This is a genomic window from Streptococcus sp. SG1, assembly GCF_030439935.1.
Taxonomy (GTDB): domain Bacteria; phylum Bacillota; class Bacilli; order Lactobacillales; family Streptococcaceae; genus Streptococcus; species Streptococcus gordonii.
In genome coordinates, this window is record NZ_JAQFJC010000002.1 from 259,491 (window position 1) to 280,867 (window position 21,377).

Below are 21,377 nucleotides of genomic sequence, written 5' to 3' on the forward strand. Positions count from 1 at the left end.
GTTTGCTCGCAAAAAGAAAGGACCGAAAATTTTCAGCCCCTCTATTATATCATATTTTAGAGAAGATGCGCCTCTCTCTTGGCAAACGCCTCTTCAGCAAGTCTGACTAACTTCTCAATCAAGTCAGGATAGGCTAACCCCATATTTTCCCAGAGTAGTGGATACATTGACCACTGGGTAAAACCTGGCATAGTGTTGAGCTCGTTGAGAAAGACCTGACCATCTTCTGTGTAGAAAAAATCACAGCGAGATAGTCCTAAACCACCAATAGCACGAAAAGCTGTCTCGGCATTTTGACGCATAGTATTCACAACACCTTCAGGAAGCTGAGCTGGGATTGCCATGGTGATTTTATTGTCAATATATTTGGCTTGATAGTCATAGAAAGCCACGTCCTTAACAACTTCCCCTGGAAGACTGCTTTTGACATCAGCGTTACCAAGAAGTCCGACCTCAATCTCACGAGCTGTTACACCTTGCTCGACTAGTACCCGACTATCGTATTTAAAGGCCAGTTCCAGAGAAGCACGCAGTTCTTCCTGATTATCAGATTTTGAAATGCCGACACTGGAGCCCATATTAGAAGGTTTGGTAAAGACTGGATAGGACAATTTCTCTTCGATTTCCTGGATTTTTTGCTCTAGATCCTCACCATCAACCACCGCTACATAAGGTACTTGAGCAATACCTGCTGATTCCAGAACTCGCTTGGTCGTGATTTTATCCATGGCCAGGCTAGAAGATAGAATATTACAGCCGACATAAGGCATTTTGAGGACTTCTAGGAAGCCTTGAATCGAGCCATCTTCGCCCATGGGACCATGCAGGACTGGAAAGACCACTGCTCCATCTTCGTAAATATCGCTTGGCTTAATCTTCCGAGACATGTCCACTGTGGCATTGGTCATCAGCTTTTCATCAGCTACTGGCTTTGCTTCAAATTCCTGAGTCTTGATAAAGTCGCCCTCTTTCGTGATGAAGTATGTTTTTACAGAAAATAGATCATAATTGATAGCCCGCATAACACTTTCTGCCGACAAGACTGATACTTCCCGCTCTGCACTACGACCACCGTACAACAAAATTAAACTTTTCTTTGCCATCTCGTCTATCCTATTCTTTAAAGATTTTATACTTGAGATTGATTCTCTTTAGACCGTTTTAGTATATCATAATTCCGATTTTTTTTGAATAGAAAAAAGATTCTTCAAAAATAGAAGAATCCTTATTTTTATAATTCTGTCCGATTTTCGATTGCACGAATCAAGGTTACCTCATCTGCATACTCAATGTCGGAGCCAACTGCTAAACCACGCGCTAGTCGAGTAACTTTAATGCCAGCAGGTTTCAAGACTCTTGATATATACATAGAGGTTGCTTCTCCGTCTGCTGTCGCATTGGTCGCAACAATAACTTCTGTCACCTCACTATCCATCAGACGAATAATCAAGCTTTTAAGATTGATATCATCCGGTCCAATACCGTTCATAGGTGAAATCAAGCCATGCAGGACATGATAAAGCCCGTGGTATTCTTGAATATTTTCCATGGCTGAGACATCTCTACTATCCTCAACAATTAAGATTGTAGATTGATCACGCGATTCGTCTCGACAAATAGCGCAGGGATCTTCATCCGTCAGATTACCACAAATTGAGCAGTAACTTAGTTCACGCTTAGCTGCCAAAAGATTTTTAGCAAATTCGTTGACATCATCATCACTCATTCCAATGGTGTAAAAGGCTAAACGTGTAGCTGTCTTGATACCGATACCAGGCAGTTTTGAGAAACTATCAATGAGCTTAGCGATAGGGGTTGGATATAACATAGCATCCTTTCTAATTCATAGGGTGTAGTTGATTATATAGATTGATAATATCCCGAGTAACGCTGTGGCTAACCGTTGATGATAGATTGGTATTATGTGGGAAAACAACCGCCACTGCGATCTTAGGATTATCACTTGGTGCATAGGCTACAACATTAGTGTTGATAGCCTGCTGACCATTATTAACAAAGGTTTCAGCCGTTCCTGTCTTGGCACTGATTGGAACTGACTCACCTTGAGAAATAGTTCTACCTGTCGTAAAACCACTTCCTCCGTGAACAACTTGGTAGAAACCTTCCTTGATCAATTTCATATTCTCTTCAGAAATGTTTACTTGATTCAAAACCTTGGTTTCTTTCTTTTCAATCAAGTCTCCCAAGCCACCATTTTTGTCGTTAGCATAAATACCTTCAACTAAATGCGGGGCAACCCGTTTACCATTATTCGCGACTGTAGCTGCATACTGAGCTAATTGCAAAGGTGTGTAGTTATCAAACTGACCAAAAGCATTGGTCAAGTAGTTAGCAAAAGTGAACTCTTTAGGGGTATAGCCTTGAGATTCAGTTGGAAGGTCCACTCCCGTTTTAGCACCCAAACCATATTCTGCAAAAGTCTCTCTCAGTTTTTCCATGGAAGAGTCTAAATTCTTCAAATCCACTCCCATATTCGGAGTATAAGGTGTCCCCATCATCTTGAGGGCAACTTGCACCATATAAGTATTTGATGAGTACTCCAAGGCTTCCACAGCTGTAATATCGCGATTACCATAGCTAGTAAACCATGATGTAATCGATGATGAGTCCTGACCGAAGACTATTGGTTGGTCCGTCAAGGTCTGATTGCCTGAGATAGCATTATTAGCCCAGCCTGCTGTCAAAGTGGCCGCCTTAACTACTGATCCTGGTACCACGATATCTGTCACAGTTCCCAAAGAGTTTGAGCTGACATTTCCTGATTTCAAATCATGCTTAACTCCGGCCATAGCAAGAATAGCTCCAGTGTCCGGGTTCATGACAACAGCATAGGCTCCTTCAGAATAAGTGGCATTCCCTGCTGTTAATTCCGCGACAAAAGCGTTTTTTAGAATCTCATCTACACCATTTTGAAAAGCCATTTCTACAGTCAGCTTGAGATTTTTTCCCTTGCTTCCTTCAGAAATTGTGTCAATACTTTCCATGTTCCCGTTCTTGTCCAGGTGGATTTCCTTAATCGCCCGTTCTCCTTGTAGAACCGACTCATATTCTTTTTCAAGATAAGAGGTTCCCACACGGTCTTTCAAAGAATAGCCCTTCTTCAAATAGGCATCTACTTCCTCAGCGGGAATACCTGCTTTTTCACTTGAAACACTACCAATAATAGAAGCCAAGGGAGTATCCAAGACCTTGCGCTCCCAGGCAGTTGAAATACTAATTCCAGTTAATTCCTTGCCACTAGACGCAATTAGAGCCACTTGTTCTGTTGATAAATCGTCCGTACGAATATTTCCCGTCTCGAAATTAGCAATCTCATTCATCTGACTAAAGAGAAAAATAGCCTTTTTTTCCTGATCACTATAGTTAAGACTAGACACATCCACGCTCTCTACAGCGTTGTTGTAAATCTTTGATTCAGACAAGCGATTTCCATCTGAGTCAAACTTCTTCTTCTTCGGTAGCTTGGCAACTACTTCTTGGTAAATCTCTGGATCCGCTAGATAATAATCAGCAATCTGGCGCTTTCTTAAGTCTACATCTGTCACATCCACATAATCAAGTAACTTATTGGCAGTCTCTTTGATATCGGCAGCAGTCATCTTATTACTGCGAGTAAAGGAAACAACTTGTTTGGTTGCATTTTCAACCAAAGGCTTCCCAGATGCGTCATAAATTTGCCCACGAACCGAGCTTAGTTTTATCTTTGTTTGGCTAGCAGTTGCTAATTTTTTAGTATAAAAATCTTGGTTGAGGACTTGCATATAAGCCAGACGGCCAATCAAAGTCACAAATAATATAATCACCATTCCAAATAGGAGATTTAAGCGTCTCGGAATAGAATGGCTATCAAATTTTCTTTCTTTCTTAGACATATTTTCTCTCATTCTAGTAAAAGTTTCTTCTATTCTACCACAAAAAGATAAAAAATAATCTGGGAAAGAAGCCCAGATTATAAGAGGAATGTCTCCTGATGGAGGAGAATCTTATCATTGGAAAAGGGGTAAATTCGCTTGGCTTCTTTCCAATTTTATAAGTTTTAAATGATTCCTCAAAGTAGCTCAGTGCCAGTCGGATCTTGCTTAATTTTTCCTGCCTTCATCAGACCACCCAGAGCTTTTTTGAACTGTCCCTTAGAAATACCAAAAGTGGCTTTGATATCTTCTGGTAAGGATTTGTCATTCAAAGTCATAAAGCCACCGTTGCTTTCTAGGTAGGTCAGAATCATCTGGGCATCATTTTCCAGCATCTCAAAAGAGCGAGGTTTAAGAGAAAGATTAAGAGTACGGTCTACTTCACGGAAACCAATGACCCGCGCATCTAAGACCTGCCCCAAACGTGGCTCTGTATAACGCTCACTTGGATGGATAAAACCCAGCATATTATTCTCCGGAAGGTAAACAAAGGTACCTGAAAGCTTCAGGCGATAGACAATAGCTGGCCAATTTTGATTTTGCATATTGTTATAGGCCGGACGAGCCAAACGTTGGAAGTCTTCCTGATAGGCCAGATTAGCCCAGATTCGGTCTTTCTTGTCTACACTCAGGCGTACATAGAGCTTATCACCCTTTTTGGGCCAAAGTTCCTTCAACTCAGGTAAAATATCCAGTGATACAACAATTTCCTTATCAGGAAGTCCAGTATCGACAAAGACACCCAAGTCCTTACGCACTTCAGTCACTGTTCCCCAGCCAAAGCTTTCTTGGGTTGCTGTTACATCTAGAGTTGTCAGGCGTAATTTTTGCTTCATATCAGTGTAGGCAAATCCCTTAACGGACTCGCCCAGCTGATGCTCGCCTTCTTCCTTAGCTAGGGCGTAGGTCTGGCCATCCTTCTGGACAAAGTAAAAACGATCGTTTTCATCTATAACCAAGCCCACAATATAATTAGCAAGATTTGTATTCATTGATTCCTTCTTCTACCTTGCTTTTTTTGAAGGGCAAGGATATTTATGTTAAAACAACTCAGTCAGCAGTGCCAACTGAGTGTTCATTTGATAAAATTTTAAACTTCTAATAGTTCTTTTTCTTTGTGCGCAGTCATTTCATCAATATGCTTGACGGCGTCATCTGTTACTTTTTGAATATCTTTTTCTAAAGTCTTCAATTCGTCTTCAGTGATTTCTTTTGCTTTTTCTTGCTTCTTAGCTTCATCCATAGCATCACGACGGATATTTCGAATCGCAATCTTAGCGTTTTCGCCAATTTTTTTCACTTCTTTAGCCAGGTCGCGACGAGTTTCCTCTGTCAAAGCAGGAATAACCAAACGGATAACAGAGCCATCACTAGCTGGTGTAATACCAAGATCAGACGCATTAATAGCACGTTCGATATCTTTAAGAGAAGATTTATCAAAAGGTGTCACCAAAAGAACACGAGCTTCAGGAATAGTAATTGAAGCAATTTGGTTGAGCGGAGTCTCTACACCATAGTATTCAACACTGATACGGTCTAACAAACTTGCGTTTGCACGACCCGCACGGACAGCTCCAAATTCACGCGCCAAACTTTGATGCGAATGACTCATTCTTTCTTTTGCTTTTTCTACAATTGCATTTGCCATAAGTTTTTTATCTCCAATTTCTTATAAATTATTTGATACTGTTGTCCCGATTTGCTCTCCAAAGACAACACGTTTGATATTTCCGGCTTCGTTCATGTTAAAGACAACTAAATCGATATCGTTGTCCATTGAAAGGGTAGAAGCTGTAGAATCCATGATTCGCAATCCCTTGCTGATGACATCACGGTGAGTTAATTCGTCAAACTTAACAGCAGTCTTATCTTTCTTAGGATCCGCATTGTAGACCCCATCAACACCATTCTTAGCCATCAAAATTGCATCTGCCTCAATTTCTGCAGCACGAAGGGCGGCTGTTGTATCGGTTGAAAAGTAGGGTGATCCAATACCAGCTCCAAAAATAACAATACGTCCTTTTTGTAAATGACGGAGTGCACGGCCTCGAATGTACGGCTCTGCAACTTGTTGCATGGCAATTGCAGTCTGAACGCGAGTATCAACTCCTACTCTCTGTAAAGAGTCAGCCATGACCAAAGCGTTCATAACAGTCCCCAGCATACCAGTATAGTCAGCTTGTACACGATCCATTCCAGCTTCGGCAGCCGGTTCTCCACGCCAGAGATTACCACCACCGATAACAAGAGCAATTTCGATTCCTAAATCGTGAACTTCCTTGATCTCTTCAGCCATTTTTTGAACGGTCTGAATATTGATACCAACACCTTTATCACCAGCAAGAGCTTCGCCGGACAACTTGATTAGAATACGTTTATACTTGGGTTCTACCATTTTTACACTCCTTATTTTATCTGTACTATTTTACCACATTTTATGATTTTTATATAGTTAAATCTTTTAAAATTTTCTTTTTTGATAAATCGGCATCCCGCTCAATCAGTAGCAAAGAAAAAGTAGCCTTATCAAGGGATAAGACTAGCTTAATTCAAGAGATAAACAAATATGTTAGATGATTTTTTCCTTAAGAAGGATATTGGCGAATAGCTTCTATCATTTCTTGGTATTTGTCAGTGGCAAAAATTCTTTCCGTAATTCCTTCTGTCTGAGTAGTCTCAAAAGCAAAAATCGGCTTTCCTTGCTTTTCGATCATCTCTAAAAAATCTAGAAACTTGTGGTCATGATTAATGTCTAGATAAAGATCGCAAGCCACACCTAACTGCTTCAACGGAATCGGTAGAACCAAGCGGTGCAGGCGAACATTCTCGTAAGACAAAAGACTGATCAAACGATCTGACATATCTGAGTAAGCGGCGATATGGAAAAGACAATCTGGCAAAGCTTGAATCAATTCTTTGATGCGCTCCAAAGAGTCACTATTGGTCAAGGTCAATAATTCTTTCTTGTAGACTTGGTCTAGATCTTGACCATGCTTTTCTACACCTTTCAGAGCTTTGCTCGCAATGATAGCTGTCCAATCAAGGTCATTATAAAACCACCAAACTTCCCTCAGTCTCATATTTGTTAGAAGGTTCCATGGTTTTAGAGCGGAAATATAGTGAACAATAGCTGGCAGAGGAGACAGAGGAATGTCGAAGACAAAATCATGTCCATACTGAGCAGCTCCCATATCAAAACCAATTTGGAAATTATAGCTATCCTCTAGCTCTAAGTACTGCTCCTTAAAGAGCATATTTAAAATACTCTGATCTCCTTCTAAGACCCTTTCAATTTCCCTGTCAGTCAGCTCAACTAATTGCTGAGAAATATTTTCCCTCCGCCAACGTTCGTTATTTATAAGCATGACTCCAGAATTAAAGCCAATCCCCAAACCAAAGGTAGCTCTTACTGCTGCAATATAGTAACCTTCCAGATCCAAATCAAATAAGTGATCCAAGTTTTGAGTGACAACCAAGTCGCAATCAAGGTAAAGAGCTCGATCAGCCTTCACATACTCTGGAATAAAATAACGAGCATAGGCCATGTAGTTAATATGAGAGTAGGTTGATTCTTCCCACTTCATCCTTAAATCATCTCGTAAAAGCTTGATATCAAGTAAATTATTTCCTGTCCCTTTTACTTTTTTTCGAGTATTAATGAACCATTCTTGTGGTATATCTTGATTAAAAACATAGATAAGCAGATCTTCATGGTAGCAACATAAAGATTTTATAGTTGTCTCAATTTGACGAATATAACCATAATCTCCTGCTAAAACAATACTTTTCATCTAATTCATCATTCCCCTATTTGCTAGTCTTATTATAGTATCTACATTATAGCGAATTCGCTTGTTTAATTCAAACACTCCATAAGTACACGGAGCTTTCAACAAATTTTGCCTTGATTGAAGTAAGATACCTCAACAACCTTTCTATTCATCCTAATTTAAGTATGAAATCTTCACTACTCTCCTTCACGTCTCGATTATCAACTATCTGCCTCTATTAAAATCAGCCCTATCATCAGATAGGGCCGATTTATCTATTACTTAATTTATTTTTCAGCGATTTCTTGCCGACGGGCTTGTCTTTTCTCACGCTTAGCTAGTAAAGGTAAAATAATTCCCAAACTAATCAGAACAAGAGGAGTCAAAACATTAGTCAAGAGAGAGAATTTCCAACCAGCTGGATCTTGAGCATAATCCACTTTTGGAACCATCCCCAGAATACAAGCGAAAGCTGTAAAGAGGAAGCACCAAGCTCCAATAACAAAGCCAACTTTAGGATTTTTTGTTAATTTATACTCCGCATTTTTGTACTTCTTCCAAGCCTTGTTTAACAACATATAGGCAAGGAAAACCCAGAGATAACGCATTGGCATAACGATAGAGTTAAGATTGGTCATCCATTTAACCAAACCATCAATTTCTTTTATTCCAAAGATTGGCAGGATAATCAAGAGACTCACCAAAATCCCTGTTAAGATATAACCATTAATCAATACACCTTTTGAAGTGCGTTTACGCAACCAGCTTGGAACAAATTCAGCATCAGCATTATTAAGTAAAATCTGCAGAGGTGCATCGATAGAGAATGCCAGGGCAGCAATTTGTCCGACCATATTTGTCAAGGCGTAAATTACAACCAAAAGATTACCTACACCCCAGTAATTTCCAAGTTTTTGGAAGGCTTGGTAAGCACCATTACGCATCAAATCGTCTGGAATATTACTTCCATCAAATAGCATCCCCATAGCTAGAGACCCTAAAATAGCAGAAGCTCCAACCATAACAGCCATGACAATCATCCCCTTTGGAAATTCCTTTGCGGGATTGCGGGTTTGGTTAACATAAGGGGAAATTTTCTCAGCTCCACCAACCGCAAAGACCAAGAGGGAAATTGTAGTAAAATATGAAAAGTCAAAATTAGGAATATAGGTACTAAGCTTATCCATATTAGCCGTTGCAAATTGCATATCAGGCTTGATAAAAGGCGCACCTACAGCTAAAAGAACAAAAAGGATAGACATGATGAGCATAGCACTTCCTGCTAGACCACCAATTACCTTGAGGGTTGACAGTCCCTTGGTAGACAAGTAGAGAAAGGCTCCGAAAATTAGCAAACTCAAAATCACGATCCAATGAATGTCGAGATTACTTAAAAAATTACCATTCCCTTGAAGAGCCCAACCAAGTGGGATCAAAACTCCTTGAGGCTTTTGCGCCAAGTAGGGAATATGCACTACCCAATAGGTCCAGGCAGCAAAATAAGCCAAGCGCTTGGTAGAAGTCTTCTCAACCCAGTCACTGACACCTCCCCCACTTTCCTTAAATGTAGAACCCAGTTGTCCTACAATCAGTGCATAAGGAATGAAGTATAGAGCTAGGATAAGAATCCAGGAAACAATAACAGAGATTCCTTGCTGGGAATAGTTATTGACGACATTTCCAAGCCCCCAAACCATATTAAAGGCAATCAGGGACACCATCAGCCAAGTAAGCTGATTCTGATCTTTTTTCATCGCATCGTCTCCTTTTTATATAAATAAATTGTTTCACCATATTATATCATGTTTATCTGGACTTGTAACTAGGCTTATTGGGAGAACAGCCAGTTTTAGCATGATATTTCTTAGCCTCTCTTATACATTTAGTCTGCTAACATTGTTAAAATTTGAATAAACTTTCATGCACCAAGTAAAATATTTTGATTTTTCTCTAGAAAAAAACTCTGGTAAAACCAGAGTTTTTTATTATTTTTAAAGTGAGTTTACATCAACCTTGATACCAGGTCCTTGAGTAGTTGTGATTGTCAAGCTAGTTACGTAAGTTCCTTTAGCTGTAGCAGGTTTTGCTTTTTGGATAACTTCGTTGAAAGCTTTGAAGTTTTCAGCCAATTTATCAGCGTCAAATGAAACTTTACCGATGATAGCTTGTACGATACCTGCACGGTCCGCACGGTAAGTGATTTTACCACCTTTAGACTCTTCAACTGCTTTAGCAACATCCATAGTTACAGTACCAGTTTTAGGGTTTGGCATCAAGTTACGAGGTCCTAGGACACGTCCAAGACGTCCAACAAGAGCCATCATGTCAGGTGTAGCGATAACTACATCGAAGTCCAACCAACCGTCGTTGATTTTAGCAACGAGGTCATCTTCACCAACGAAGTCTGCACCAGCAGCTTTTGCTTCTTCTGCTTTAGCACCACGTGCGAAAACAAGAACGCGAGCTGTTTTACCAGTACCGTTTGGCAATACCATTGCACCACGGATTTGTTGGTCAGCTTTTTTAACGTCAATGTTCAAGTTGTATGCAACTTCTACAGTTGCGTCAAATTTTGCAAAGTTAGTTTCTTTTGCAAGAGCTACAGCTTCTTCTACGCTGTATGCTTTTGTGCTGTCGATTTTTTCAAGAGCAGCACGAAGTTGTTTGCTTTTTTTAGCCATTTTATCTTTCTCCTTGTAATGTGGTCATATCGATTTTCATCTCCCACGTCACTCGTCTCATGATCAAGTGTATTGCGGGCAAATAGGATTATTACTATTAGTCAGTAACAGTGAATCCCATAGAACGAGCAGTACCTTCGATCATACGCATTGCAGACTCAATGTTTGCTGCGTTCAAATCTGGCATCTTAGTTTCAGCAATTTCTTGTACTTGTGCACGAGTAACAGTTGCAACTTTTGTTTTGTTAGGTGTACCTGAACCTTTTTCAACACCTGCAGCTTTTTTCAAAAGAACAGCAGCTGGTGGAGTTTTAGTAACGAAAGTAAATGATTTGTCTTCGTATACTGAGATAACAACTGGGATGATCATACCAGCTTGATCAGCTGTACGAGCGTTGAACTCTTTAGTGAATCCCATGATGTTGATACCGGCTTGACCAAGCGCAGGACCAACTGGTGGAGCTGGAGTAGCTTTACCAGCAGGGATTTGCAATTTTACAAGTTTTTCGACTTTTTTAGCCATTTTAAATCCTCCTTTGTGGTTAGGCGGTAGAATTTACTCAATAAAACTTGAGCATTACCTCCCACAAGCATGCTTATCGCATACCTTTCTATTATACACTAAAGAATTAAAAATGCAAGGATAATTCTCTTCTTTTTTAACTTTTTTTGTGATAAAATATAGCTATGATGTTATTAAGAATTGCTTCCGTTTTATTTATTTTTTTAACTATTGCTTTATCTATTATTTTAATAAAATTTTTACGATTAAAACGCTTTGGTCTTAACTTTGCAGATCTAGCCTTCCCAATGTTCTTTTTGGAATTCTATATTATTTCTGACCGAGCATACTACCATAGCATGTTGCCACAGCTGGTACTGGCTTTATCTGCCTTGGCGATCGGAATTACGGTCTATTTTCTCAAGAAAAAGCAGACTTTCTACTATCCAAAATTCTTAAAATTTTTTTGGCGGGCTGGCTTTATGTTGACATTCTTTTTATACCTGGCAATGGTCATTGGCCTCTTTTTATCAAAATAAATGAAGTTGGAAAATCCCAACTTCATTTTATTTACGTTTTTTGCATAGAGCTACTGCCTTGTTAGTTAGAAATTGAAAGAACCATATCAGTCTTTCCAAAAGTAATGAAAGCAAGACAGTCATTAGAATTGCTTCGATTGAAAGGCCACTTAAATTGAAGATGCGAGGTAAAAGCAAAGCAGCAAGACTCATCCCTGTAATATTCAGGAGCATAATGCCAATCTTAATGCGATTAAGAGGTCGAATAAGCTTGTACATTATGATAAAGCCTACCACTGCGAGAAGAATAATCGAACTTGTACTGATTTCCTTAGGAGAGAGTCCAAGCCAATGACCACAATATACTGCCACTAAAACCGCTAGATAATCTACAATTGCAGCTGGCAAGGCATTTTTCAAAACCGTCTCTAAAAAACGTCCTCTAATCCGTGCCTTATTGGGTTCTAAAGCCAGCAAGAATCCGGGTATCCCAATTGTAAAACCACTGATCAAGGACATCTGCGAAGCTTGCAAAGGATATGTGAAAGCAAATATGGTCGAAGTCAGGGCTAGTAAGATAGAAAATATATTTTTAACTAGAAAAAGACTGGCCGATCTCTGAATATTATTAACTACACGCCGTCCTTCTGCAACGATGTGGGGCATATGTGAGAAATCTGAGTCCAGCAAGACCACTTGCGCTATCCGCTTGGTTGCATCATTCCCAGATTCCATCGCGATACTACAATCAGCCTTTTTCATGGCAAGAATGTCATTGACACCGTCGCCTGTCATGGCAACATTATGCCCATGACCTTGTAATGCCTGAATCAATTTTTGCTTCTGTTCTGGACTAACTCGACCAAAGACCGTATACGTTTCTGCAGCTTGAATGATCTTTTGATCCGAATCCAAACTTCTAGCATCGACATAGTTTGCTGCATGTGGAATATTTGCCTTCTTAGCAACTGCGGCTACTGTAATAGGATTATCTCCTGAGATGACCTTAACTGTCACACCTTGTCTTTCAAAATATGAAAAAGTCTCTGTAGCATTCTCTCGGACAGGATTTTCCAAAAGGATAAACAGAAGCGGGCTAACAGGCGCCTCCAAGCTAGCTTCCAAGTTTGAGCCCTCATAGAGACCAAACACTAGCACTCGGCTCCCTTCTTCTGCTGCATCCTGAAAATATGATTGATAATTTTCTAAATCTTGTCGAAGGACATACTCTGGAGCTCCTAAAACAAAGGTCCCTTGGTCAAACGATACTGCTGCGTATTTGTTTTTAGAGCTAAAAGGGTACTGCCGTTTAATAGACCAGGCTTGTCCACTTTTTTCAATCCTAGGACAAGCACGCAAGGTTTCAATTGTATCGTTGGTGTCCTGACTAGCCTCAAGATAGTGACTCAGTGCTTCCAAGGCAACTTCTTTTTGATCCCCTACTGGAATCAACTGACTTACTGTCATGCTATTTTCTGTGATGGTCCCCGTCTTATCTACACAAAGGACATCTACACGCGACAGAGTCTCAATTCCCTTCATACTGTTTAGAAGAACCTGCTGTTTTGCTAGGCGAACAGCCCCTAGAACTAGGGCAAGTGTCATCAGTAGATAGAGTCCCTCCGGAATCATTCCCACAATAGCACCGACTGTTGAGGTCACACTGACTTGCAAAGTTTCTTGATTACTGATAAAACTGCGGAAGAAAAGCAAGAGTCCTAAAGGAATAATCAATATCCCAATGATCTGCACTAGGCGATTGACAGCATGAACCATCTTGGATTCTTCTACACCGCTTATTTCTTTGGCTTCTTTAGCTAGCTGGTTTATGTAAGCCTGGTCTCCTACTTTGTCCAGTCGAGCATAGGCTTGACCAGCAACTACGAAGCTACCAGACAGGACCTCATCTCCCGGATTTTTTTCAATTTCATCAGCCTCACCCGTCAGCTGGGATTCATTTACTTTCAAACTTCCTGATAGAATCTGTCCATCGGCGTAAATCTGATTTCCAGCAGAAAATTTAACAATATCATCTTGAACAAGTTCTTCAACTGAAACTATTTGCTCATTCCCATCTCGAATCACATTTGCTGAGAAGGTATGCAAGAATTTCATTTGGTTGAGAACTTTTCTCGCCCTCAATTCCTGAAAAATCCCAATCAAAGAATTAATGACAACGATAGGAACAAAGAGGAGATTATTCCATGATTGAACTACAACCAAAAGAATAGCCAATACAAGAAAAATAAAATTAAAATAGGTGAAAATATTAGACCGAACAATCTGCCAGGTCGTTCTTTCTGTAGAGATGGTAACCTGATTAGTCAGACCTTTTTGGCGACGTTCTTCAACTTGTGCTTGACTAAGTCCTTGAAATTGATTCTGATGCATAGAGTTTTCCTTATTGAATTTGCTTTACTTATTGTAGCAAAAACAGGGCAACATTTCTTCAGACTTTAGGCTGAAGTATGGATATTTAAAATTGCCCTTGTAAAATAGAATTACATTTTCATTCGTGAATTTCCAGAGGTAGGCTATCCGGATCAAAGAAGAAAGCCATCTTACGACCGTCGAAGTCGTCATAGCGCAACTCTGTATGAGGAATCTCCAAACGGTCAAATTCCGCTAAGTATTCTTCGACATTTGTCACTCGGAAGGCCAGGTGTCGCAGACCTGTATGCTCAGGATGCGGCAAGGCTGGCCGCTTGGGTGCTTCTTTCTTGATGAAAATCTCTAGAGTTAGATTTCCCTTGCGGACATTAAAGAGAATATCCTGCTTATCTGGCCGGTGGTGCTCATCCAGCTGCTCAAAGCCCAGCTTGTCTACATAAAACTCTCTGGTCTTGGCATAATCATGACCGATAATAGCTATGTGGTGAATAGTGTCCAGTTTCATACCTTCTTTCCTTTCCGTTGAGTGAGTAGAGAAAATCTGCCGGCTGGTTGCTGGCAGATTTATTTTTATAGAATGATTTTCTTGCTAACAGACTAGTGAAATTAGAATCAATTCGTCTGCAAAACCTTTCTCGGCTTCGTTCCTTCGGCAGGACCGATAACACCAGCTGCTTCTAGCTCTTCCATGAGTCGAGTAGCCCTGTTAAAGCCAACCGAGAGTCGACGCTGGATCATAGAAGCGCTGGCCTTCTGAGTCTCGATGACCAAGGCCTTGGCTTCTTCAAAGAGCGGATCTCCTCCATCATCGCTACCACCAGACTCCATATCGCTTTCAGATACTTCGCCCGGATCAAAGCTATCGTCATAATCCGCTTCAGCTTGGTTCTTGACAAAGGCTACAATTCGCTCCACATCTTCATCTGAGATAAAGGAGCCCTGCAGACGAACCGGATGGTTTTCATCAATTGGCTTAAAGAGCATATCCCCACGCCCCAAGAGCTTCTCTGCTCCATTTTCATCTAGAATGGTACGACTATCTATCCCGCTGGACACGGCAAAGGCAATCCGAGATGGCACATTGGCCTTGATCAGACCCGAAATAACGTCTACTGATGGTCGCTGGGTAGCCAAAATCATGTGAATACCAGCCGCACGCGCCTTTTGTCCTAGACGGATAATGGCGTCCTCTACTTCCTTACTAGCCACCATCATAAGGTCAGCCAACTCGTCCACGATGACGACGATTAAAGGCAGGGGCACTTGCTTGTACTCTGACTGAGCATTGTACTCAGCAACCTTAGCATTGTAGCCGGCAATGTTACGGGCACCAACCTTGGAGAAGAGTTCATAGCGGTTTTCCATCTCGTCTACAACCTTCTGAAGCGCACGGCTGGCCTTGCGAGGATTGGTTACGACTGGGATAAGCAAGTGGGGAATATCATTATAAACAGACAGCTCCACCATCTTAGGATCCACCATCATAAACTTGACTTCATCGGGTCTAGCCTTCATGAGGATACTAGCTATAATACCATTGACAGCCACAGATTTACCGGATCCAGTAGAACCCGCTACTAAGAGGTGAGGCATCTTAGCCAAGTCAAAGGAGCGAACAGATCCGTTGACAGCCTTACCAAGTGGGATTTCCAGGAGCTTGCTGGCATCCGTCTTCGACTGTTCCCATAGTTCTCGGAAGGTTACAGTTGCAATTTCAGAGTTGGGCACTTCGATTCCGACAAGAGATTTTCCAGGAATCGGCGCTTCAATCCGTACATCCTTAGCAGCCAAAGCTAGAGCTAAGTCATCTGCCAGATTGGAAATCCGATTGACCCTGACACCGACAGCTGGCTTAACCTCGTACTTGGTGACAGAAGGGCCGATTTCAGCCCGCTCAACAGTGGCCTTGATGCCAAAACTCGCAAAAGTTTCTTCCAAGATCTTGATATTTTCACGAACAATCCGCTTCTCTTTAGACTGGTTTTTAGGTTTATCGGGCGCAAAGAGGTTGATGGTCGGTAGCTTATAATCCAAACTTTCTTTGGCTGTGAAGTCTACCTCAACATCTGTGTCAGCATCCGCTTCTTCTGACTCCTGCTGAATTTTGAAATCTTGAGCATCTTCAAGTTCAAATTCTCCCAAATCTTCATATTCCTCTGTTTCAATGGCAACAGGAGTTCTTGCCTGATTTTCATCATCCAAAATTTCCCCTGTTTCCAGATCGATTTCAGGTCCTTCTTGCTCCACTTCAATCGCCTGCATTGCTTCCAAAGCAGCCTGTTCTTCTTTTTCAATAAAACGCTGTTGCCGCTTTTCTTCACGTTTTTCACTAAGACGGTGGAATGCTTCAACCAGCTTTTCAGAAATATCGTAAATGGTCCAAGGACTGATTAGCAGCGCACCTACTAAAATGAAGAGGATACCAATAAAGTAGGAACCGAAATTAGAAAAAAGAAAGGAAATTGGTAAGTGCAGAATGGATCCTAATAAACCACCCCCTGCAAAGGAACTGACTTTAAAAGCAGTTAAATCAGCAAAGATTCTCGCTAGAGTGCTGGACAAGACTTGACCTTTGAGTGATAAGACATCTACAAAGTAAGCTTGATAGATTAGAAGTAAACCAACAAAAATGCTGATAAAACCTGAAATCAGACCTTCGTGCTTGCTTAACCATTTGAAAAAGAAAAGATAGATCAAAGTCGCTATAATTGCTAAGTATGCTAAGCTACCAACAACTAATCGAATCAGATTGTAAATAGTCACCCCAAAAACACCTAGTTTTAAGGCGGCAAAAAGAAGGATGAAGGCCAAACCAAAGCTCAATAACATCCTTTTAATAGCTCTTTGTCTTTCTAATTCTGCTTTTGTTGGCCGACGAGTTGTTCGGCCTTTTTTCTTATTTTTACTATTTGCCATAACTTGTATTATACCACAATAACTATAGACAAGAAACGATAATTTTTACTCTTTGACACACTTAATCTTCACCTTTAATACTTCTTACGAAAAGAAAAAAACCAGCTTAGCTGGCTTTGGATTTTAAAAGATCAAGTCTTCCTTTAGTCTTGGGTTGCTCCCTCTTCTGGCATAACGAACCAGCAAACTGCATAAGCAAGAACCCCTGTTCCAAGAGCACACACTGAAATAATCCACAGTACGCGAACAAGTGTAGGATCTATGTTAAAATATTTAGCTAAACCAGCACAAACACCAGCAATTTTTTGATTCTTAGTATCTCGTGTAAGTCTTTTCTCCATGGAAAGTGCTCCTATTAATTTTTATTTTTTTCATTTTACCATAATCTTCTTGTATGCACAACCTCTCAGGTAAAGATAGGAACTAGCATCACATCGCCTTACATTAGATTCTAATTAGACTCTTACCCCTGTCATCAAAAATCTCACACTCTCCTTCCCTAAATAGCGTCAGAAAGATTTTAGGAATAAAACAAAAATAATGACCAACTAAATAAAAGTCCTAGTGATTAGCTGGATTTCACAATCGTAATTTTTCGATAATATGTTTCCAATCTAGTATTCTAAACATTATTTTGTTAAACTTGATGAATAAAAAGATAAAGGAGTTGCTTATGAGAGCTGGCATACTTATCTATCATCCCAAACTAAATAGCATTCTGACCATTTATCGATATAAAAATGGACAATGCTACTATGTCCTTCCAGGTGGGCAAATTGAAGAGAGTGAGAGTCAAATCGAAGCAGCTATAAGAGAAATCAAAGAAGAAGTCCAGCTTACGTTTAAGCCAGAAGACCTAAAACCTGCCTTCTCTTATGACTCTGACGATAATCAACACATTTATTTCTGGACAATCTATATGGGCTTAGAAAACTTAACGATAGGTGGTGAGGAAAAGGAACGCAGTCATTCTCAAAACCTATATGAAGCTAGGTGGATTAATCTTTCTGACTTTCCCCATCTCCCATTCAGACCCAAAGACTTGCAAGTAAGAATTCTCTCTTTTCTAACAAGATTTGAAAATCGTTGATCTTTATAGTAAAATGTGAGTAGTTTCTATTTCAGAAAGGATCATGATGAAAAAATTATTAATTTTGGGTCTTTCAGCCAGCCTTTTGTTAGCAGGCTGTACTAGTATCCAACGCGTCTTGCGGGGCGATGAATATGTAGACTCTAGTCTAGCAGCTAGTGCAAGCAGTGCTGAAGCTAGCAAAAAAGAAGCTGAAACCAAGGAAGCATTGACAAATAAAAATGCCAACTTCCCTCAACTATCAACCAAAGTTGCCAAAGATGAAGCAAAAGTTAAAATCGTAACGACAGCTGGTGACATCACTCTCAAACTCTTTCCCAAATATGCACCTCTAGCAGTTGAAAATTTTCTAACTCATGCTAAAGAAGGCTATTATGATGGAGTTATCTTCCATCGCGTCATTAAAGGCTTCATGATTCAAAGTGGTGACCCTAAAGGAAACGGTACAGGTGGAGAGTCAATATGGCATGGAAAGAATCAAAAAATTGACTCAGGAAAAGGCTTTAAGAATGAAACTTCTGCCTACCTATACAACCTCCGCGGGGCTCTATCTATGGCCAATGCAGCATCTGATAATACTAACGGCAGTCAATTCTTTATCAACCAAAACCAGACAGACAGCTCAAGCAAATTATCTGAAAGCAAATATCCAGCTCAGATTATTAAGGCATACAAGAAAGGTGGAAATCCTTCTTTAGATGGTGATTATACAGTCTTCGGCCAAGTCATAGACGGCATGGATATTGTTGATAAGATTGCCGAAAGCGAAACTGATGAAAACAATAAACCTAAAAACGAGATCAAGATTCAAAAGATCGAAGTGATCAAGGATTACAACTTTAAAAAATAATCCTCTAGTTTAACTAAGAAAGGAATAAATTCATATGATTATTTGGGGTTACAAAGGATATAAAAAAGAACTAGGACACACTCAGTCTGCTATCCAATGTGGAAACTGTCAACAAACTGCTCCTTGGGATCTTATTGAAACAGGTCGGAAATTTTCCCTCTACTGGATTCCTCTCATCCCTTATGGTAGAAAATATTATGTACTCTGCCCTGTCTGCGAATATGGCAAAGAGATTGAAAAACAAGATATTAATGAATATTTAAATTATTAAGTTCAAAAAGAGGTTGGTCAGTATATGACCAGCCTCTTTCTCTTTTATCTAAAAAACAAAATACTTTTTCTACAGAAAAAAATCTTTATGTCAATTGATTGAAGTCCCAAATCTGATCCATCCAACCTTCGTAGAAATCAGGCTCATGGCAGACCATGAGGATGCTACCCTTGTATTCTTTCAGAGCTCGCTTAAGCTCTTCTTTGGCATCGACATCCAGGTGGTTGGTCGGCTCGTCCAGCACCAGAACATTATTTTCTCGGTTCATGAGAAGACACAGGCGGACTTTGGCCTGCTCTCCACCTGAAAGGACTTGAATCTGGCTCTCGATGTGCTTAGAAGTCAAGCCACATCTAGCTAGAGCCGCTCGCACTTCCGCCTGATTGAGGGACGGAAAGGCGTTCCAGACTGCTTCCAGCGGTGTCTGACGACTGCCACCTTCAACTTCCTGCTCGAAATAGCCCAACTCCAGATAGTCCCCTCGCTCAACTTGACCTGCGATAGGTGGGATAATACCAAGCAGACTCTTGAGAAGGGTTGTTTTCCCAATCCCGTTTGCCCCGATAATCGCTACCTTCTGATTACGTTCAAAAGTCAGGTTGAGGGGCTGGGTCAGAGGTCGGTCATAACCAATCTGCAAATCCTTGGCTTGGAAGATAAAGCGGCCAGGTGTCCGAGCAGGTTTGAAGTCAAAGGATGGCTTTGGTTTCTCACTTTGTAGCTCAATAATATCCATCTTATCCAGCTTTTTCTGGCGGGACATAGCCATATTACGGGTCGCCACGCGAGCTTTATTACGGGCCACAAAGTCCTTGAGGTCCGCAATTTCCTTCTGCTGGCGCTCGTAGGCCGCTTCCAGCTGAGATTTTTTCATCTCATAGACCTCTAGGAACTGGTAATAATCACCAGAATAACGGGTCAGTTGCTGATTTTCTACATGATAGACGATATTGATCACGTCATTCAGGAAAGGAATATCATGCGAGATGAGAACAAAGGCATTTTCATAGTTTTGGAGATAGCGCTTAAGCCAGTCAATATGCTCCGCATCCAGATAGTTGGTCGGCTCGTCCAAAAGCAGGATATCAGGTTTTTCCAGAAGTAGCTTAGCCAAGAGAACCTTGGTCCGTTGCCCACCAGATAGCTCCGTCACATCACTCTCCATACCATAGTCCATAACACCTAGTGCCCGCGCAACTTCGTCAATCTTAGTATCTAGGGTATAGAAATCTCGACTCTCCAAGCGGTCCTGCAGCTCACCCACTTCTTCCATAAGGGCATCAACATCGGCTCCTTCTTCTGCCATGCTCATATAGATTTCATTGATGCGGCTTTCTGTCTTGAAAAGTTCGTCAAAGGCTGTGCGCAAAACATCACGGACAGTCTGACCTTTTTCTAGAACAGCATGCTGATCCAGATAGCCAGCAGTCACATACTTGGACCACTCGACCTTACCTTCGTCCGGTAGCATTTTACCCGTCACAATGCTCATAAAGGTTGATTTCCCCTCGCCATTAGCACCAACAAGGCCAATGTGCTCACCCTTGAGCAAGCGGAAAGATACATCCTCAAAAATAGCCCGGTCACCAAAACCGTGGCTAAGATTTTTTACTTCTAAAATACTCATCTTTTTCTCCTCTATCATTGATTGCAACTTCTTGATTATACCATCAAAAGGGATTTTTTGGCAAGAATAGAAAAAGACCGACTAGGTCGATCTTACTCTAGATTAACTCTTTTAAAAACTGAATCAGGGTTTCTGCCGAGCGTTTACCAGCTTCAAGAATGAATTCATCAAAAGTGACATTTGCATCATGACTAGCTGTGTCGCTCATTGCACGTATGACCATAAAAGGCAGGCCAATCGAATGTGTGGCTTGAGCAATAGCTGCACCTTCCATCTCGACAGCTAAGACATCTGGAAAATGTTCCTTGATACGATCAATCTTTTCTTGACCAGCAACAAAGCTATCACCTGTCGCAATCAAACCTACCCTTGCCTTTTGATGGGTCTTGTCTAAAATTTTCTTCATTTCAGAGACCAGATAGCGACTAGCCTCAAAATAGAGTGGCTGGCGAGCCATCTGACCATAGTCATAGCCGAAGGCCGTCACATCCACATCATGGTATACCAGACGGTCTGCAACCACCACATCTCCGATAGCCAGACCTTCAGCCACCGCTCCAGCTGAGCCTGTATTAATGACAGCAGTAACCTTGAAATCATTGACCAGAACAGCCACACTCATCGCAGACATGACCTTTCCAATTCCGCTCTCAACCAATACTACTTCATGACGGCCAATAGAACCCGTATGATAGACATGTCCCAATCGAAGATGCTTTTCTGGATTTTCTAAATGCTCCAGCAATACTTTTAACTCTTCGGGCATAGCCGCGATAATTCCAATTTTCATTATTTCCAACCTTTTCTAAAAAAGCGAAAGCCTTAGGCT

20 protein-coding genes are annotated in these 21,377 nt (G+C 40.9%); 4 read left to right on the forward strand and 16 right to left on the reverse strand.

Annotation, left to right across the window (positions count from 1 at the left end; genetic code table 11):
• Positions 1-56: 56 nt before the first annotated feature.
• The 10 genes from PCY06_RS02760 to rplK all read right to left on the reverse strand — a co-directional run bounded on the left by PCY06_RS02760 (position 57) and on the right by rplK (position 10,906).
• Positions 57-1,103: a D-alanine--D-alanine ligase gene (locus PCY06_RS02760; RefSeq protein ID WP_061599376.1), complete on the reverse strand. Its 1,047-nt coding sequence runs from the start codon at positions 1,101-1,103 to the stop codon at positions 57-59.
• Between the two features lie 128 nt (positions 1,104-1,231).
• Positions 1,232-1,828 (reverse strand): recombination mediator RecR, encoded by a 597-nt coding sequence (gene recR / locus PCY06_RS02765; protein ID WP_082307525.1) that lies wholly within the window; start codon positions 1,826-1,828, stop codon positions 1,232-1,234.
• Positions 1,829-1,838: 10 nt separating this feature from the next.
• Positions 1,839-3,905 (reverse strand): penicillin-binding protein PBP2B, encoded by a 2,067-nt coding sequence (pbp2b, locus tag PCY06_RS02770; protein WP_172858956.1) that lies wholly within the window; start codon positions 3,903-3,905, stop codon positions 1,839-1,841.
• 164 nt (positions 3,906-4,069) lie between these two features.
• Positions 4,070-4,924 (reverse strand): RNA-binding virulence regulatory protein CvfB, encoded by an 855-nt coding sequence (gene cvfB / locus PCY06_RS02775; protein WP_061593302.1) that lies wholly within the window; start codon positions 4,922-4,924, stop codon positions 4,070-4,072.
• A 98-nt stretch (positions 4,925-5,022) separates the two neighbouring features.
• Positions 5,023-5,580, reverse strand: coding sequence for a ribosome recycling factor (gene frr, locus PCY06_RS02780; RefSeq protein ID WP_008809390.1), 558 nt, complete (start codon positions 5,578-5,580; stop codon positions 5,023-5,025).
• 21 nt (positions 5,581-5,601) lie between these two features.
• Positions 5,602-6,327, reverse strand: coding sequence for a UMP kinase (gene pyrH, locus PCY06_RS02785; RefSeq protein ID WP_008809391.1), 726 nt, complete (start codon positions 6,325-6,327; stop codon positions 5,602-5,604).
• A 190-nt stretch (positions 6,328-6,517) separates the two neighbouring features.
• Entirely contained in the window at positions 6,518-7,723 is a 1,206-nt protein-coding gene (locus PCY06_RS02790) for a glycosyltransferase family 8 protein (RefSeq protein WP_082307523.1), read from the reverse strand.
• 266 nt (positions 7,724-7,989) lie between these two features.
• The gene (locus tag PCY06_RS02795) at positions 7,990-9,456 is read right to left on the reverse strand and encodes an APC family permease (protein ID WP_008809393.1); all 1,467 of its coding nucleotides are present in this window, start codon (positions 9,454-9,456) and stop codon (positions 7,990-7,992) included.
• 237 nt (positions 9,457-9,693) lie between these two features.
• Positions 9,694-10,383, reverse strand: a complete 690-nt coding sequence (gene rplA, locus PCY06_RS02800) for a 50S ribosomal protein L1 (protein ID WP_008809394.1) — start codon at positions 10,381-10,383, stop codon at positions 9,694-9,696.
• A gap of 97 nt (positions 10,384-10,480) precedes the next feature.
• On the reverse strand, positions 10,481-10,906 hold the full coding sequence (gene rplK / locus PCY06_RS02805) for a 50S ribosomal protein L11 (RefSeq protein ID WP_082307522.1): 426 nt from the start codon (positions 10,904-10,906) through the stop codon (positions 10,481-10,483).
• A 164-nt stretch (positions 10,907-11,070) separates the two neighbouring features.
• Here rplK and PCY06_RS02810 point away from each other — a divergent pair, with 164 nt between their 5' ends.
• A complete protein-coding gene (locus PCY06_RS02810) occupies positions 11,071-11,424 on the forward strand; it encodes a DUF3397 domain-containing protein (RefSeq protein WP_008809396.1) in 354 nt (117 codons plus the stop codon).
• 27 nt (positions 11,425-11,451) lie between these two features.
• On the opposite strand, the gene PCY06_RS02815 is transcribed toward PCY06_RS02810, so the two are convergent.
• From PCY06_RS02815 to PCY06_RS02830, 4 genes are all read right to left on the reverse strand, one after another.
• On the reverse strand, positions 11,452-13,794 hold the full coding sequence (locus PCY06_RS02815; RefSeq protein ID WP_082307521.1) for an HAD-IC family P-type ATPase: 2,343 nt from the start codon (positions 13,792-13,794) through the stop codon (positions 11,452-11,454).
• A gap of 118 nt (positions 13,795-13,912) precedes the next feature.
• Positions 13,913-14,299, reverse strand: a complete 387-nt coding sequence (locus tag PCY06_RS02820; RefSeq protein WP_082307520.1) for a VOC family protein — start codon at positions 14,297-14,299, stop codon at positions 13,913-13,915.
• Between the two features lie 107 nt (positions 14,300-14,406).
• A complete protein-coding gene (locus PCY06_RS02825; RefSeq protein WP_082307519.1) occupies positions 14,407-16,710 on the reverse strand; it encodes a DNA translocase FtsK in 2,304 nt (767 codons plus the stop codon).
• 143 nt (positions 16,711-16,853) lie between these two features.
• Positions 16,854-17,051: a PspC domain-containing protein gene (locus PCY06_RS02830; protein ID WP_045773208.1), complete on the reverse strand. Its 198-nt coding sequence runs from the start codon at positions 17,049-17,051 to the stop codon at positions 16,854-16,856.
• 332 nt (positions 17,052-17,383) lie between these two features.
• Here PCY06_RS02830 and PCY06_RS02835 point away from each other — a divergent pair, with 332 nt between their 5' ends.
• From PCY06_RS02835 to PCY06_RS02845, 3 genes are read left to right on the forward strand one after another with little or no spacing between them, the layout of a single operon-like run.
• Positions 17,384-17,800, forward strand: a complete 417-nt coding sequence (locus tag PCY06_RS02835) for an NUDIX domain-containing protein (protein ID WP_082307518.1) — start codon at positions 17,384-17,386, stop codon at positions 17,798-17,800.
• Positions 17,801-17,846: 46 nt separating this feature from the next.
• Entirely contained in the window at positions 17,847-18,650 is an 804-nt protein-coding gene (locus PCY06_RS02840) for a peptidylprolyl isomerase (RefSeq protein WP_046165342.1), read from the forward strand.
• A 34-nt stretch (positions 18,651-18,684) separates the two neighbouring features.
• Positions 18,685-18,921: a zinc-ribbon domain-containing protein gene (locus tag PCY06_RS02845; protein WP_008809403.1), complete on the forward strand. Its 237-nt coding sequence runs from the start codon at positions 18,685-18,687 to the stop codon at positions 18,919-18,921.
• A gap of 85 nt (positions 18,922-19,006) precedes the next feature.
• Here PCY06_RS02845 and PCY06_RS02850 read toward each other — a convergent pair whose 3' ends face one another.
• Together PCY06_RS02850 and PCY06_RS02855 are read right to left on the reverse strand one after the other, a co-directional pair.
• Entirely contained in the window at positions 19,007-20,548 is a 1,542-nt protein-coding gene (locus PCY06_RS02850; protein ID WP_082307517.1) for an ABC-F family ATP-binding cassette domain-containing protein, read from the reverse strand.
• A gap of 97 nt (positions 20,549-20,645) precedes the next feature.
• Positions 20,646-21,338 (reverse strand): 5'-methylthioadenosine/adenosylhomocysteine nucleosidase, encoded by a 693-nt coding sequence (locus PCY06_RS02855; RefSeq protein WP_082307516.1) that lies wholly within the window; start codon positions 21,336-21,338, stop codon positions 20,646-20,648.
• Positions 21,339-21,377: the final 39 nt, after the last annotated feature.